A 14700-nucleotide genomic window follows, 5' to 3' on the forward strand; every position below is an offset into this window, starting at 1 on the left:
GGCAAGGGCAATAACCCGGCCCTGCTCCGGCTGGGCCGCGACGAGTCGAATCTGCTCGCCGTCGGGCGTGGGCACTGCTATACGTCCCAGTTTCATGGTTGCTCCTTTGGACATCAAACATACGATACGTACAGTATCGCATTGGGTTGGTGGGGTTGCAATAGACAAGTTCGTGGGGGTGACGCTCAGTTACCGACCGTGGCGGCCCGGGTGGCCCTCAGGAGTGGTTCGCCGTCGCAGAGCTCCTCCAGCCCGATGTCCGGCGGAAGCATGCCCAGGCTTCGACGGATCCCGGTCAGCAGTCCAAGTCCGCGCTGATCCACCGCAAGCGTGCGGGCGCGCGCGCCCCAGGCCGCCGTGGCCGCCGCCTGGTAGCCGCAGCGTTCAAGCAACTCGATTCMCTCCGCGTCGGTCATCGACTCTCCGGCCGCCACCCCGCGCACCAAAGCGCCCAGGTAGCGTTCCAGCTCTGCGGAAGCGAGAAGCTCGGCGCGGACCACCAGGCCTTGGCCCGGCAGTTCCGGCAGCAGGGCATTGACGTCCACCACGCGCCGCATCCCGGCCTTTTCGGCCAGTTTGTCGAACGGCGGCCCGAGCAGGGTCGCGTCCACTTGGCCGCCAAGCAGCGCGTCCAAGCGTTCGCGAACGCCGCCCACCACCACGTAGTCGACCTCGACGCCGGCGTCCCGTAGCAGGTGCTTGGCGATGAGCGCGAAACCGTTGTCGGGGGCGTCCACGGCGAACCGGCACCCGGCCAGGTCCGCGAGGGATTCCACGTCACCGCCTGCATGGATGCCCAGCTGCGTGGTCTGCTCGACCTGGGCAACCAGGCGCACGTCGGCGCCGGCCCGGGTCCATTCGAACAGGTTGTCGATAGCCGTGACCACCATGTCCTGCTCCCCGGCAAGCAGGGCCCGCAGCTGCTCCGCGCTCGAGGGCGTCCGGGTGGGCAGCACCTCAACACCGCGCAGAAATCCCAGCTCGGCCGCCAGCAGATAGGACACCGGCGGAACGAAGTGGCTTTGACGCAGGATCACGGGGCGGCCCCGCCGGCCGCGGCGACCGCGTCCGGGCGATCCACATACCAGGGAGGCAACTGCCCGCTAGGCCCACGGACCGTTGAACGCTGGATGCCGAGACCAGAGATTTCCGCCTCCATCACGTCGCCGTCCCTCAGGTAACGGCCCCAATGCGAACCGTTGCCCGCAGGCGAACCGGTGATGAGGACATCGCCGGGCAGCAGCACGGCCACCGAGGAGGCGTAGGCGATCAGGCTCGGGATGTCGAAGAGCAGGTCATCGGCCAAGGCATCCTGCATCAGCGTGCCGTTGAGGCTCAAGCGGATGCGGAGCTTCGCAGGATCCGGGACGAACCGCTTCGGCACCACGTAGGGGCCGGTGGGGAAGAACGTCGGCTGGTTCTTGGCACGGAACCAGTCGGTGCCCATCATCGCGATGTCGTTGCGCGGTACGAGCGTGCGCGCCGTGATGTCGTTGACGATCGTATACCCGGCCACGTAGTCGAAAGCGTCTTCGGCCGCGACCCGGTGCGCCCTGCGGCCGATGACCACGCCAAGCTCCAGTTCCCAGTCGACGTTTCCGCCGACATCCGGCAACTTCACGTCATCGTAGGCGCCGCAGACCGCCGAGGGGATCCCGGTCCAGACGTAGGGGTCGCCCGTCCGGCCGCGCTCGTCGATTTCGGCTGCGGCGTCGGCGGCCAGTTGCGCCGCATCGGCGCCTTCCTTGCCGAGCTTGTGGGCCACACTCATCTGCAGGACGTGCTCACGGTAGTTCGCCCCCGCGGCGATGATGGTGCCCACCGGCTGCACCGGCGGCAGCACCCGCAGCCCGTCGAGCGGGCGTGCGCCCGCCGCTGCCGGGTCGACGGCCTCGAGGGCGTCCAGGTGCGCATCCCAGTCAGCGAACAGGTCCCCGATCCGCCCGATTCCCGGCACCACTGTGCGCAGGTCAACGACGTCGTCGCCGAAGACCACACCGGGAAACTCCTCCCCGCCGTCCTCGAAAGTGCCCAGCATGAATCCATTCACGCGTGCCTCTTCCATGAATCCTCCATTAGTCATTGTCTGCTGCCGCTATACCGGTGGGGCCACGTACAGGCCCTTGTCGCGGTCGTTGAACATTTCGCGGGCGATGAATTCGTCCATGTCGCCGCCGGTTCCCCATTGGTCGGAGGTCTCGGGGTCGCGCGTGTCAAAGATGCTTGGATGCCAGGTATCCTCATCCACCGAATCCAGCTCGGTGGTGTATTCCATGGTGTTCCCGTTGGGATCGTGGAAGTAGGTGAAGGTGTTGTCCCCGGCCTTGTGGCGGCCAGGGCCCCAGATTTTCTTGAACCCGGACCGCAGCAGCTTGCCGCTTCCGCGCATGTACTCGTCGATGCCGCGCAGCTCGAAGGACGCGTGCTGCAGCGAGGCATGCGGACCGCGGGAGATCGCTATGGAGTGGTGTTGTGCATTGCAGCGCATGAAGTAGAAGAGGTCGCCCATGTGCGGGTGGTTCAGGGTGTCGGAGAGACGGAAGCCCAGATGCTGTTCATACCAGGCGCGCATCTTTTCCGGTTCCGGGGAGTTGAGCACCACGTGGGAGAGCCGCACCGGGATCGCCTCGCGTTCCTCGATCTTGCGGTGCTTGCGCACCTCAACATCGGAGGAGACCTCGATGGTGCGTCCCTCCAAGTCGAAGAAGCGGAAGCCGTATCCCCCACCGAGGGTCTTGACGTCATCGGGTTCGCCAATGAGCTTCACGCCCTTGGCAATGAGGTCCGAGGCGAGCTGGTCCACCGAGGCCTTGTCCGCCGCGCCGAACGCGACCATGTCAAGGCGCTTCTCCTCGGCCTCGCGCACGCGGACCGAATACTGTTCCGGGGATCCCTCGGCGGCGAAGTAGGTCACGCCGCCGTCGTTCTCCATTTCGGTGAGGCCCCAGTGGTTCTTGTAGAACTCAACCTGCTTCTGGTAGTCGGGCACCGCGATGTCGAAGTGCCTCAGGTGTGTGATGGGGCTGAATGCCATGATGGTCTCCTGTGTTCTGTCCGTTTGACGCGGATGTGGGTTTAGATGCGTGCCGGCACGTTGTGGCCGGCCTGCGGAATGCTGCGGATGAGGCGCTCCAGGGCCTCGGGGGTGTCGCCGAGGCCCAGGATGTAGCGGTCCGGGCGAACGACGACCGCCTGGGCGCCGGCGGCGGCAAGGATCTGGCCGACCTTGGCCGGATCGAACAGGACCACGACGTCGGCATGTTCCTCAAGTAGTTCCCGCAGTGGGGCCGGGACCGCGGCATAGAGCTCGCGGGTTGTTGCCACCAGGAAACGGCTTCCCACCATGTCATCCAGGCGCACCCCGTCGGCGAGGATCGGCTGCATGCCGAGCCGGCCGGCGCGTTCGTCGGTGCCGCCGTCGTGCAGGCCAGGGCCCAGCGCGGGTGAGATCGGTGCGGATGCGGCGGGGTTTGCGCGGATGAAGGCGTCACGCTGCTTCGCGGTGTCGGCGTCGGTGGTTTGCATGAAGCCCGCCGCCCGGGTTGCCTGCTCGACCCAGAACCGTGCATGCGGCATGCGTTCACTCTCGTAGGTGTCAAGGAGGCTGTCGTCGGCCGCACCGCGTTTGACGGCATCGAGCTTCCACACCAGGTTGGCCACGTCGCGTAATCCGGCGCATAGGCCCTGACCAAAAAGCGGTGGCGCCTGGTGGGCTGCGTCCCCCGCCAGGAAGATGTTCCCGGCGCGCCACTGCCGTGCGATGCGGCCACGGAAGGTATAAATAGCCAGCCGGTCTGCAGTGAATCTGCCTGCCGGCAGCACGCCGTGGCTGATCTTTTCCACACCCTCAGGGGTGGCAATTTCCTCGGGGTCGTCCCCCGGCATCAACATGAACTCCATCCGCACCCGTTTGCCGGGGAGGCGGATCCACAGGGCGGGCCTTGTGTGATGACCCAGGAAGATCATGTCGGAAGACAGGCCGGGGCCTTCTTCCAAAATGCCGTCCGCGACAAGCCACTGTGCATCCTCGCCCAGCTTTTCGCACTCGATGCCCAGCGCCTGGCGGGTCTGCGAGCGCGCCCCGTCCGCTGCGATGGCCCAGCGGGCGCGGATTAAGGATTCCGCGCCGTCGGAGTCACGCACCGCCACCTCGACGCCCGGTCCCTCATTGCGCACGGAGAGCACGCTGGTGCCTCGGCGGAGCTCGACACCGGGAAGTTCTTCCACGACATCCCGCAGCAGAACCTCGATGTCCGGTTGGTGAAAGGTGAGATCGTCGTGCCAACCCTGGGTGCCAAACTGACCCGTGGGCAAGGACACCAGGACTTCCCGCTCCTCGTTCTCGATGTGGAAGGAGGACATCGGCAAAGTAACCTCGGCAAAGCGCTCGGCGACTCCCAGCGATTGGAGGGTGCGGAAGGTTTCACCATCAAAGTGCACGGCGCGGGCAGTTGGCCAAACCTGGACATCACGCTCCACCCCGACGGCGGTCAGACCTGCGCGCCCCAGCAAGGCCAGCGCAGTGACTCCTACAGGCCCTCCCCCGATCACTACCACGTCGACGTTGACGTTAGCCATCTTGCTCCTTCAAGTTCAGTACGTATCGTTTCGAATAAAAAGTAACATGCATCACTTAGCCGCACAAGGGTTAGCTGATGGGCTTCCGGCTTGCTTACGCCTTCCAGATGGTCTTGAGATTGCAGAATTCCCTGATCCCGTCCGCAGCCAGTTCCCGACCGAACCCGGAACGCTTGATCCCGCCGAACGGCAGCTCCTGGTACGAAACCGTCATGCCGTTGACGAACACCGCGCCGGCGTCAAGGTTGGCCGTAAACCATTCCTCCTCCTCGGCATCAGCAGTCCAGACCGCACTGGAAAGCCCGAAGGTGGTCTGGTTCGCAATCCGGAGGGCATCCTCGCGGTCCCGGGCGCAGTACAGCGACGCGACGGGCCCAAAGGTCTCCTCCTGGATGATCCGCATCTCTTCGCTGAGTCCGGCGAGCACCGTGGGGGCATAGAAGAAGCCGGGGCCCTCGGGAACCACCCCGCCGGTCAGCACCTGGGCACCCAGGGAACGGGCGTCCTCGACGAGCTCGGCCAGTTCGTCGCGTCCGGACAAGGTGGCCAAGGGCCCCACCTGAGTCGCGGGATTCAGCGGGTCCCCGACATTAAGCTCCGACATCAGCTTCACGAATTCGGCGGCGAACGCGTCATAGACCTCGGTGTGCACGATGAACCGCTTGCCGGCGATGCAGGACTGGCCATTGTTGCTGATCCGTGCACGCACGGCGGTCTCCGCCGCGGCGGAGACGTCCGCCGAGGGCATGACAATGAAAGGGTCCGACCCGCCCAGTTCCAGCACGGCCTTCTTCACGTGGTCCCCGGCACTGGAGGCGACCGAGCGCCCCGCCGGCTCGGAACCCGTCAGGGTCACCGCTTTGACCCTCGGATCGGCCAGGACGCCGGCAACCTGGGAGCCGCCGATCAGCAGGGTGCGGAAGGAGCCGCGCGGGAACCCTGCCCGCTCAAAGAGTGTGTCGAGGAAGAGCGCAGCCTGGGGCACGTTCGAGGCATGCTTGAGCAAGCCGGAGTTGCCCGCCATAAGCGCCGGGGCCGCAAAGCGGATGACTTGCCAGAGCGGGTAGTTCCAGGGCATGACCGCCAACACCGTCCCCAGTGGCTCGTAGCGGGTCCAGGCGCGGCTCGCGCCGACCGACGACGGGTCCTTCAGCGGGGCATCGGCCAGGAATTCCTCGGCATGCTCGGCGTAGAAACGCATGGCCTTGACGCACTTGTGCACCTCGGCAATCGATTGCGCAATCGGCTTGCCCATCTCGACGGTGATCAGCTCACCGAGGCCCTCCGCCTGATCCTCCAGAATGTCCCCCGCAGCGAGCATCCACTGCGCTCGCTGGGCAAAGGTTGTGCCGCGCAGCAGCCGCGCCGCTTCGGCGGCCTCCGCGATGCGGGCCTGGACTTCCTCGGCCGAGTGCGGCTCGATGATCATTTCGGTCGAACCGGTGGTCGGGTTGACGGTTGCGATTGCCATGGGTGGGGTCCTTTTCCTGGAGACGTGTTCTCGATCACAACTATATAGGATACGATTCGTATCGGATACTATTTTAGTTTCCATGATGTATCCACCCACGCCAGCAGCCCGTGGAACGGCTGCCCGACATCCAAGGAGTGCCCCCGTGAGCACCAATGGCGAGTTGCCGAACAATCTTCCGCTCTTTCTCACCGACGCTGATGTGGCCAGCCTTGCGGACTGGCCGGGGGCGATCGAGGCCATCCGCACCGCGTACAAGGCCCCCGACGACGAGGGCGGCACACCGGGAAGGATTTTCGCCCAGACATCTCGCGAATGGTTGCGGATCATGCCCTCGGTGCCGCAGAGCGGCAGTCTGTTCGGGGCAAAGTCAATCGCCGGGTCCTTCGCGGACGGCCTGCGCGTCAGCTATCTGATTTCACTCTTCGACAAGGACACCGCGGATCTGGTGGCTCTCGTGGACGGAAACCGCGTCACCGGCCTGCGCACCGCCGCGACCACCGCCGTGGGCACCTCCACGATCGTGCCGCAGCGGCCGCTGATCGTCGGTGTGATCGGCTCCGGCTTTKAGGCGCGCTCCCACCTGACGGCCTTTTCCCACCTGTTGGAGTTCGCTGACATCCGTGTGTTCAGTCCGACCCCTGCCAACCGCGAGGCCTTTGCGGCCGAGTTCGACGGCGCGTTCGGCGCGCCCGCACGTGCTGTCGGCTCGGCCCGCGAGGCCGCGGAAGGCGCGGATCTCATTCTGTGCGCTGCACGCTCCCGCGACGAGTCCCCGACGCTGCTGGCCGAATGGGTCGGCCCGAACGCCGCGGTGGTCTCGATCGGTTCCACGACCCCGGCCCAACGCGAGCTGCCTGCGGAGCTGATCGCCCGGGCCGCGGTGGTCGTGGTGGATAGCCGTGACGAGGTCGTGCACGGAAGCGGGGACATGATTGCGGCCCGGGCACACGGCGTCGATGTGGATTCGCTCATTGTCACACTCAATGCCGCCCTGATCGGCGAAACCGCCATCGACGCGGAGCACGGGATCCGTATCTACAAGTCGACCGGTTCCGGCCTGCAGGACATCGTTGTTGCCGAGATGCTCGTCAACCGCGCCCGCGCCGAGGGCATTGGCACCGTCCTTCCCGTGGGCATCGTCACCAGCCGCAAATAGACCCCACTGACAATAAAGGAGAACAACATGGTGGAATACACCAAATCCGAAGCCCGCTCCTGGGCCCGGGAGAACTTCGTCGGCACCGTCGCGGTGACGCACCCGTCCTTTACCCCGGACTTTTCTGCCATCAACGAAAACGCGATCCGCCACGACATCCTCCTGCTCAAGGAACGTGGCTACAAGGGTTCCCTGCTGATCGCCGAAGCGAATATCACCCCGGAGGAGAACGCCCGGATCACAGCCATCGCCCGCGAGGCGGCAGGACCGGACTTCGCACTCTTCTTCCACGCAATCTTCGGCACCCTGGAAGAAAACATCCATGCAGCAAACCTGGCTTCCAAGGCCGGCGCGGACCGCGCGCTGCTGGCCTACCCTTCATCGTTCTGGCCGACCTCGTACGACGAGGTGTTCGACTACACCAAGCGTTTCACCGATGAAACCGATCTGGCCACCATGCTGTTCCCGCTCCCCGCCTGGGGCTTCGAGCGCATCCACCCCGCAGGCATGAGCGTGGACTTCGTGCGCCGCGTCCTCGACGCGATGCCGAGCATCGTCGCCATCAAAGCCGAACAGGGCTACCCGGGCATCCCCGGCGTCATGGAGATGTACCACCACTTCCGCGATGAAGTAGTGATTTCCTGCCCCATCGAGGCCGAAATAATCCCCCTCATGTCGGTCTTGGACGTCCAGTTCTCCGGCACCGCGAACACGAACTGGATGGGAGGCTACTACCCCAAGGCCTTCGAACTGGCGCGCAACGGCAAGTGGGAAGAAGCCATGAAGCGCTACTGGGAGGTCCAGCCGGCCCGGGCCGCCAATATGGCTGTATCGTCCACTTCCACCCCGGGCACCAGCTCCATTAACCGCACCCAGTGGAAGTACCAGGAGTGGCTCTCCGGCTTCAACGGCGGCGCCCTGCGCCCGCCGGCAGTCAGGCTTCCCGACCGTTTCATGAAGCAGCTGCGCGCAAGCCTGGAAGCCTCGGGACTGCCCGTCACCGATTCCCCGGACTCCGAATTTTTGCGCGGACGCGTCAGCGCCTAAGCCATGCCCGGCCGCGTGCCGGCACTGCAAAGCCCCTTGGACCACTGAACCGGCTGGCTGGTTCGGTGGTCCAAGGGGCTTCTTTGCGTGTGAAAGACGAYGCCGGAGAAGATGCAGCACCTGACCCGCGGCCGGCAAAACGACGGCGGCTTGCCGGACTGGCAGCCCAAGCCTCTGGCAGGATTGCTGAATCCTGGCTTCCGTGCCGGCCGCCGCGTTCACCGTGCAGCCCAGCAGCAGGCGAGGGCCCCTTCCCGGGTGGATGTCGATTCGACATCCACCCGGTGGAAGAGGCCCCCCGCTCCGGTTCAAGACCGGTGATGAGTGTGCTCCCGCGTCGGCGTCAGGCTCCGGGATTTTCCGAAGAACGCATGGAATCGCTCACCGGCCCGGCGTTCGTCCCGGAACCCGGCCATCGGCAGGCCGTGTGGCGGATTCATCTCTCCTGCTCATGGCACGCGCCATCCCTATTCGCCGGGGTTTGAGAAGAATGCATTGAGCCGGTCGGTGGGAAGGTAGTCTTCAGGGGCGCCGGCCAGGTCGGTCAGGTCATTGCGGTCCCACGAGGGGTCCGCGACCTTGGCGAGGTTCTCCCGGGAGACGATCACCGAGGGCTCAACGATCTGGTTGATCTTGGGGCCCTCGCCCTTCAGGATGCGCAGGGCCACATCGACCACCGCCTCACCGGTGCGCACAGACGGGGTCGTGGTGCCGAAGTAAGGGTAGTCGGAGTTTGCCAGCGCCCAGGAGGAGAATCCGTGACTGGACCCGTCGTCCGCGATCGGCGGCACCTCCAGGCCCGATTCCACAAAGGCGTTGCGGATGCCTACGCCCATCGTTCCGGCCTGCAAGACGGCGTCAACCCCGGCAGGGTGGGTCGCAAGGAACTTCTGGACCTCCGCCTGGGCCGTGGCCGGCTGGAAGAAGCCCGTGACCGACCCGGCGACCTTGACCTCCGGGCAGTTTTTCAGGATGGCGTCGATGCCCATGCCCGCGAAGGTCGAGACCGGGATGCCCGGGATGCCGTCGACGCGCAGGACGTTGCCCTTGCCCCCGATTGCCGCCACCGTGCCGGCGGTGACCTGGGCGATCGCGAGGGGGGTATTCCTCGTGACGCTCACGGCGTATTCGGAATCGATAGGCACCTGGGCGGCGACCAGCGGGATGCCGGCGTCATGGGCGGCCTTGGCCAGCTTCACGGAAGGCTCCGGTGCGATGGCGGTGTAGATGATCACGTCCGGCTTGAGCGAGAGCGCTTCGTTGAACTGCTGGAGCTGCAGGGGCACGTTCGACGGGTCATCCGGGGCGAAGTCGCCGACAATCTTGACTCCATTGGCCTTCAGGCTAGTGCGGATGGCCGCCGACATGGAGGCAATGAAGGGACTGGCAGGTGGCATGCCCACGATCGCGGCCGTGAAACCGTCAGTCTTCTTCGACTTGTAGTCGGCCCATGCCGACTTCCGGATCTCGTACGGGTAGAGGTTGTAGCCCGCGGCGATCTCCTTAGGTAAACCGGACAGCAGGGCGTTCGGATCGTTCGCTGCATCCGTTGGCAGCGACCCGCAGGTCCCGGCTGCCTCGGGCGACACCTTGGCKGGGGTTGCCCCTCCGGAGGAGCCCGGGGCCGCCGGCGCCGATGCCGAACAGCCCGTCAGGACGAGGGCGCCGGCCCCCAGGATCGCGGCGCCGACCGTCGGGAAGCTGGGGAAAAACGTCGTCTTCTTCATGAATTATCTCCTGCCGTATAAAACGATTCGTATCGTATGGCATCAGAGTAGGCGTATGCGGTACGATTCGTCTAGTTTCGAATATGACCTGCGACACATTATCGGCCATTCAAAGGAGATTCGCCGTGAACAACCAACCATCCGGCCTGATGCTAGCCGGGGTGAGCAAGCGGTTCGGTGCCACGCGCGCTGTTATCGACGGTGACCTCCATCTCCGGCCGGGCGAGATCCACACGCTCTTGGGCGAAAACGGCTCAGGGAAGAGCACGCTGGTAAAGATCCTGGGTGGGGTTCACCGTCCTGACACCGGCTCCATCACATTGGACGGCGTCCCCGTCAACAGCCGATCGCCCCGCGAGGCCATGGATCTGGGGATTGCGGCGGTGTTCCAAGAGGTCCTCACCGCAGGGAACCAGTCGGTCCTCGAGAATGTCTGGCTCGGGTCCCACGGGACGTTCCGTCGCCGGCTGGGCCGCGCCGAGCAGCAATCGATCGCGCAGGATGTCCTCTCGCGTATCGCCGGCGAGGTGCCCCTCGATCTTCCCGCCGGCCAATTCTCGCTCTCCGAGCGACAGTCCATCTGCATTGCGCGGGCGCTCGTGCGAAAGCCCAAGGTGCTCATCCTTGATGAGTCGACGGCTTCCCTGGACGTCAGGTCCCGTGATCGGCTCTTCGTCGAGCTGCGCCGGCTCGCGGCCGTGGGAACCGCCATCCTGTTTATCTCGCACCGGATGGACGAGGTCGCGGAGATCTCGGACCGGGTCACCGTTCTGCGGTCCGGCCGGAGCGTGTCCACCGTCGAACGTTCGGACCTGTCCGTCGACCGGTTGATCGCGGACATGACCGGAAACTCCGGCCACGACGAGGCCCGGCGGCAACCGCACGACCCCGGGGACGTCAGCCTTCGGGGATCCGCCGTGCGCCTGGCGTCGGCCTCGGCACCCATCGACTTCGAGCTGCGCGCCGGCGAAGTCGTGGGCCTTGCCGGGCTAGAAGGCCACGGACAGGACCACTTCATCAAACGCCTGGCCGGCGTGGCTGCCGGGCCCGGCAGTGTTGTTCGCATCCGGCCCGAGGGCGCCGCAGAGCTTACCGAGCGCAACGGGGATGCCCTGGGGGTCGCCTACCTGCCGCGCGAACGTCGTGGCGAGTCGCTGTTCGAATCCATGTCGATCCGCGAAAACTTCGCGCTCCCGACCCTGGCCAAGGACCGCCGCGGCGGGTTGCTGGACACCCGCAGCATTGCCCGCCGGTTCGATGCGTTCGCTCGGACCTTGTCCCTGCGCTTCGGTGCAGCGCAGGATGCAATTTCAACATTGTCCGGCGGTAACCAACAGAAGGTGCTGCTGGCCCGCTGGCTTGCCACGGACCCCAAGGTCCTGCTGCTTAACGACCCCACACGAGGGGTCGACATCGGGACCAAGCGGGAGATCTACGCAATCCTGCACCGACTCAGTGCCGAAGGCATGAGCGTCGTGGTCCTCTCCAGCGAGGTCGACGAACTCGTTGACCTCGCAGACCGCGTCTTGGTCTTCCGCGACCAATCAGTGTTTACCGAGATCCCCCATTCCGAGCTTTCCACCGAGTCCATCGTCGCCGCATACTTCGGCCAGAAATCAGAGGTGCATACATGAACCGCGTCCTCCCCCTGTTCCAGCGCTGGCCTTTCGCCTTTGCCTTCCTGCTCGCACTGGTGCTGCTGGTGTTGAACCTGATCGTCTCACCGTCCTTCCTCTCCCCCGMGCGTCTCCCCGGCACCCTGGCCACGCTGGCGCCGTTCGTGCTGGTGGGATTCGCCTCCACGCCCTCGATCCTCGCCGGTGGCATTGACATTTCGGTCGGTCCCCTGGCCACCTTCATCAACTGCCTGTTCGTCGCCATCCTCATTCCCGCGGGGCTGGGCAACTGGGATCTCGCGGCACCCATCATCTTGGCGGTGGCTGCCGGAATCGGAGCCCTGAACGGAATCCTGGTCGCCGTCTTGCGCCTGCATCCGGTGGTCGCAACCACCGGGATGCTGTTCCTGCTCGTTGGCCTGTCGCTGACCATCGCCCAGAATCCGGTGGCCGCCCCGAATAATTGGACGGAGGTCTTCGCCGGGGGCATCGGCGTCGTCCCGGGCGCTCTCTTGACCATCGGCGTCGCCGGGCTGATCTGGTTCGCCCTGCGCCGAACGGCCTTCGTCAGCAATCTCCTCGCGACCGGCGAGAGTGATGTTTCAGCCTACGGTTCCGGCGTGAACATCAAGGCAATCCGGATCCTGGCCTATACCCTCGGCGGCCTGTTCGCCGGCATCGCGGGAATCGCCCTGACGGCAATCGTGCAGTCATCGCAGTCTTCGCTCGCCTCCACCTATGCCCTGCTGGGGCTCGCCGCGGCCGTGCTGGGCGGGACGAGCCTGGCCGGCGGCCGCGGCGGGCTGTTGGGGGCCCTCTTCGGGGCGGTCTCCATTTATCTGCTGCAGCAGTTGCTCACGGCCTCGGGCGTGGCACCCAGCCTCATCCAATTTGCCTACGGCGCCGTCCTCGTCGTTGGCGTCGTGCTGGGCGCGACGCTGCTGGCCCCCCGTTTGAAGAGGAACGCATCATGAGCAGTGACACCGTGCCCCCCGCACCAAGAACCCAGGCACCAACGGTCCGGCCCAGGCCCTGGACCACGTTCAGGGCCTGGGCCTTCGAGGTACCGGCCCTCCAGGTACTCGTCGTGGCGGCCTTGGCAGCCTGGCTGGTGATCACCATTCCGGCCATCGCGAACCCCAGGTCAATCACGTCGATACTGGTCATCACGTCCCTGCTGGCCCTGGCAGCCATGGGCCAGACGCTTGTGGTGATCCTGGGCGGACTTGACCTGGCGGCACCGGGCTACATCCTTTTCGGTGCCTTCATGGCGGCGAACGTCGCGGGCAAGCTCGGGGTCCCTCCGGTCGTAGCCCTGCTGATCACAGTTCTGGCCTGCGGCGGCATCGGCGCCCTGATCGGCTGGATCTGCCACCGCTTCGCGGTCCAGCCACTAGTCGTCACGCTGGGCACCGGCGCAGCCATCACGGGCGCGACCCTGTTCCTCGCCGACGGCGACTATTCCTCCGCCCCGCCGGAGGCGCTGCGTTCCCTGGCCAGCCTAAGGGGGACCAGCCTCGGCCTGCCGTTCCCCCCGATCATCCTGATCGTGCTTCTCTGCGGGGCGGGAATGTGGCTTTTCCTCAATCGCACCGCGGCGGGACGTCGCTTCTACGCGACGGGAATCAATTTCCGGGCCGCGCGATTGGCCAGGGTCCGGACCGCTGCCGTGTGGACCATGGTCTTTGCGGCCTCCGGAGCCCTGGCCGGGGTTGCCGGCGTCTTCATCGCATCCTTCGGCGCGGGATGGTCGCAAACCATCGGGGAACCCTACCTGTTCTCTGGTCTGGCCGCGGTCCTCGTCGGCGGGTCGATCTTCGGCTCGATTCGCGGCAGCTACACCCGCACGCTGCTGGGCGCACTCACTCTCACCCTCTTGTCAACGATCATCGTCAGCAATGGGCTGACGGAAGCCCAGAGCCGCATCGTCTTCGGCGTCATCATCCTTGCTGTGGTCTCGCTCTACGGTCGGGAACGCCACGTCCGAGACAGGTTCTGAGGCCTGGTCCGGGTCCCCTACTTCCGGCGGTCCACTGCGACGCGCGGTCACGATACGAGCCGAGTCGGATGCCAATTTTGGATGAGTCATTTCATCCTGGTCCAACTGAAAACCAAGGAGAATAAAATGTCCCCCGAGACAGCAACTGTCGCCGAAGTGCTTTCCAGCCCCTGGAAAATCGACGGCCTGACGATCAAGAACCGCTATGTGCTTAGCCCCATGGCCGTCCTCCAGCCGACAAAGGACGGCCATCCCAGCGATCAGACCATCGCGTTCCTCACCACGCGGGCACGCGGCGGCGCTGGGCTGCTGATCATCGGTGGCGGCGTGGCCACCGAGCGCGGGAACCAGGAGGCGCCGTTCCAGCCCTTGATGCGCTTCGACCGGGACGAGTTCATTCCGGGGCTGCGGCGCATGGTCGATGCCGTGCACAAGCACGATGTACCCATCTTCGCCCAGATCTTCCCGAGCTTCGGCGCCATGGGCGTGCCGGGCGACGGCCGGCCCACAAGGGCCGCGAGCCCGAAGCCCGTCCGCATGGCCGCACCCCGCCTGCCTCACGGTTTCTACATTCCCGGCGGTCGAACGAACCCGACGCCGGAGGAGATCACCAAGGAGGAAATCCTCGAGGTCCAGGAGCAGGCCGTCGCCGCCGTACGGCGAGCAAAGGCGGCCGGCTTCGACGGCATCGAGCTGGGCGCGCACATGCGCTACCTCTATTCCTCCTTCCTCTCACCGCGCACCAACTGGAGGACGGACGAATACGGCGGGAGTGCCGAAAACCGAGCCCGCATCCTCACGGACACGATTCGGGCGATCCGGGCCGAAGTCGGAACCGACTATCCGGTGGGCCTCAGAATGAGCACCAACGATCACCTTCCCGATGGTCAGGGACCCCAGGGGTTCGCCGAAGTTGCGTCGATCATTGAAAAGGAAGGGGTTGGATATATCGCCCTGAGCGATGCGAACTACGAGTCGATGGACAATAACGTCACCTCCTTTTCGGGCGCCATACTGGAGCACGGAGAGCCGCAAGCATTCCGCACCGCCATGCCCGAGGTCCCGTTGCTCCTCAGCAGCACCTTCGACCCGCAACAGTGTGC

General features: G+C 65.4%; 12 protein-coding genes. 6 read left to right on the forward strand and 6 right to left on the reverse strand.

Going from position 1 to position 14700, the window contains the following annotated elements; translation table 11 throughout:
• Positions 1 to 185 precede the first annotated feature (185 nt).
• The 5 genes from AC1D1S_RS12640 to AC1D1S_RS12660 form a co-directional block, all read right to left on the reverse strand.
• Positions 186 to 1037, reverse strand: coding sequence for an ABC transporter substrate-binding protein (locus AC1D1S_RS12640; protein ID WP_476994609.1), 852 nt, complete (start codon positions 1035 to 1037; stop codon positions 186 to 188).
• Entirely contained in the window at positions 1034 to 2065 is a 1032-nt protein-coding gene (locus tag AC1D1S_RS12645; RefSeq protein WP_459384518.1) for a fumarylacetoacetate hydrolase family protein, read from the reverse strand. Before AC1D1S_RS12645 ends, AC1D1S_RS12640 begins: the two co-directional genes overlap by 4 nt.
• Positions 2066 to 2095: 30 nt before the next feature.
• On the reverse strand, positions 2096 to 3034 hold the full coding sequence (locus AC1D1S_RS12650) for a VOC family protein (protein ID WP_364744927.1): 939 nt from the start codon (positions 3032 to 3034) through the stop codon (positions 2096 to 2098).
• A 41-nt stretch (positions 3035 to 3075) separates the two neighbouring features.
• On the reverse strand, positions 3076 to 4578 hold the full coding sequence (locus tag AC1D1S_RS12655) for a bifunctional 3-(3-hydroxy-phenyl)propionate/3-hydroxycinnamic acid hydroxylase (RefSeq protein WP_476994610.1): 1503 nt from the start codon (positions 4576 to 4578) through the stop codon (positions 3076 to 3078).
• A 94-nt stretch (positions 4579 to 4672) separates the two neighbouring features.
• The gene (locus AC1D1S_RS12660) at positions 4673 to 6049 is read right to left on the reverse strand and encodes an aldehyde dehydrogenase family protein (RefSeq protein WP_476994611.1); all 1377 of its coding nucleotides are present in this window, start codon (positions 6047 to 6049) and stop codon (positions 4673 to 4675) included.
• Positions 6050 to 6194: 145 nt separating this feature from the next.
• On the opposite strand from AC1D1S_RS12660, the gene AC1D1S_RS12665 reads away from it, so the two are divergent.
• Both AC1D1S_RS12665 and AC1D1S_RS12670 read left to right on the forward strand, forming a co-directional pair.
• On the forward strand, positions 6195 to 7208 hold the full coding sequence (locus tag AC1D1S_RS12665) for an ornithine cyclodeaminase family protein (protein ID WP_476994612.1): 1014 nt from the start codon (positions 6195 to 6197) through the stop codon (positions 7206 to 7208).
• 27 nt (positions 7209 to 7235) lie between these two features.
• On the forward strand, positions 7236 to 8255 hold the full coding sequence (locus AC1D1S_RS12670) for a dihydrodipicolinate synthase family protein (RefSeq protein ID WP_476994613.1): 1020 nt from the start codon (positions 7236 to 7238) through the stop codon (positions 8253 to 8255).
• 467 nt (positions 8256 to 8722) lie between these two features.
• Here AC1D1S_RS12670 and AC1D1S_RS12675 read toward each other — a convergent pair whose 3' ends face one another.
• Positions 8723 to 9982, reverse strand: coding sequence for a substrate-binding domain-containing protein (locus tag AC1D1S_RS12675; RefSeq protein ID WP_476994614.1), 1260 nt, complete (start codon positions 9980 to 9982; stop codon positions 8723 to 8725).
• A gap of 125 nt (positions 9983 to 10107) precedes the next feature.
• Here AC1D1S_RS12675 and AC1D1S_RS12680 point away from each other — a divergent pair, with 125 nt between their 5' ends.
• The 4 genes from AC1D1S_RS12680 to AC1D1S_RS12695 form a co-directional block, all read left to right on the forward strand.
• Positions 10108 to 11616 carry a sugar ABC transporter ATP-binding protein gene (locus AC1D1S_RS12680; protein WP_476994615.1) on the forward strand — a complete coding sequence of 503 codons (1509 nt, stop codon included), beginning with the start codon at positions 10108 to 10110 and terminating at the stop codon, positions 11614 to 11616.
• The gene (locus AC1D1S_RS12685; protein ID WP_476994616.1) at positions 11613 to 12572 is read left to right on the forward strand and encodes an ABC transporter permease; all 960 of its coding nucleotides are present in this window, start codon (positions 11613 to 11615) and stop codon (positions 12570 to 12572) included. Before AC1D1S_RS12680 ends, AC1D1S_RS12685 begins: the two co-directional genes overlap by 4 nt.
• Positions 12569 to 13597: an ABC transporter permease gene (locus AC1D1S_RS12690; RefSeq protein ID WP_476994617.1), complete on the forward strand. Its 1029-nt coding sequence runs from the start codon at positions 12569 to 12571 to the stop codon at positions 13595 to 13597. Before AC1D1S_RS12685 ends, AC1D1S_RS12690 begins: the two co-directional genes overlap by 4 nt.
• Before the next feature lie 126 nt (positions 13598 to 13723).
• Positions 13724 to 14700: oxidoreductase (locus AC1D1S_RS12695; RefSeq protein WP_476994618.1), on the forward strand; the 977-nt coding region annotated here is incomplete at its 3' end.

The organism is Arthrobacter sp. P1_A5, from assembly GCF_056406825.1.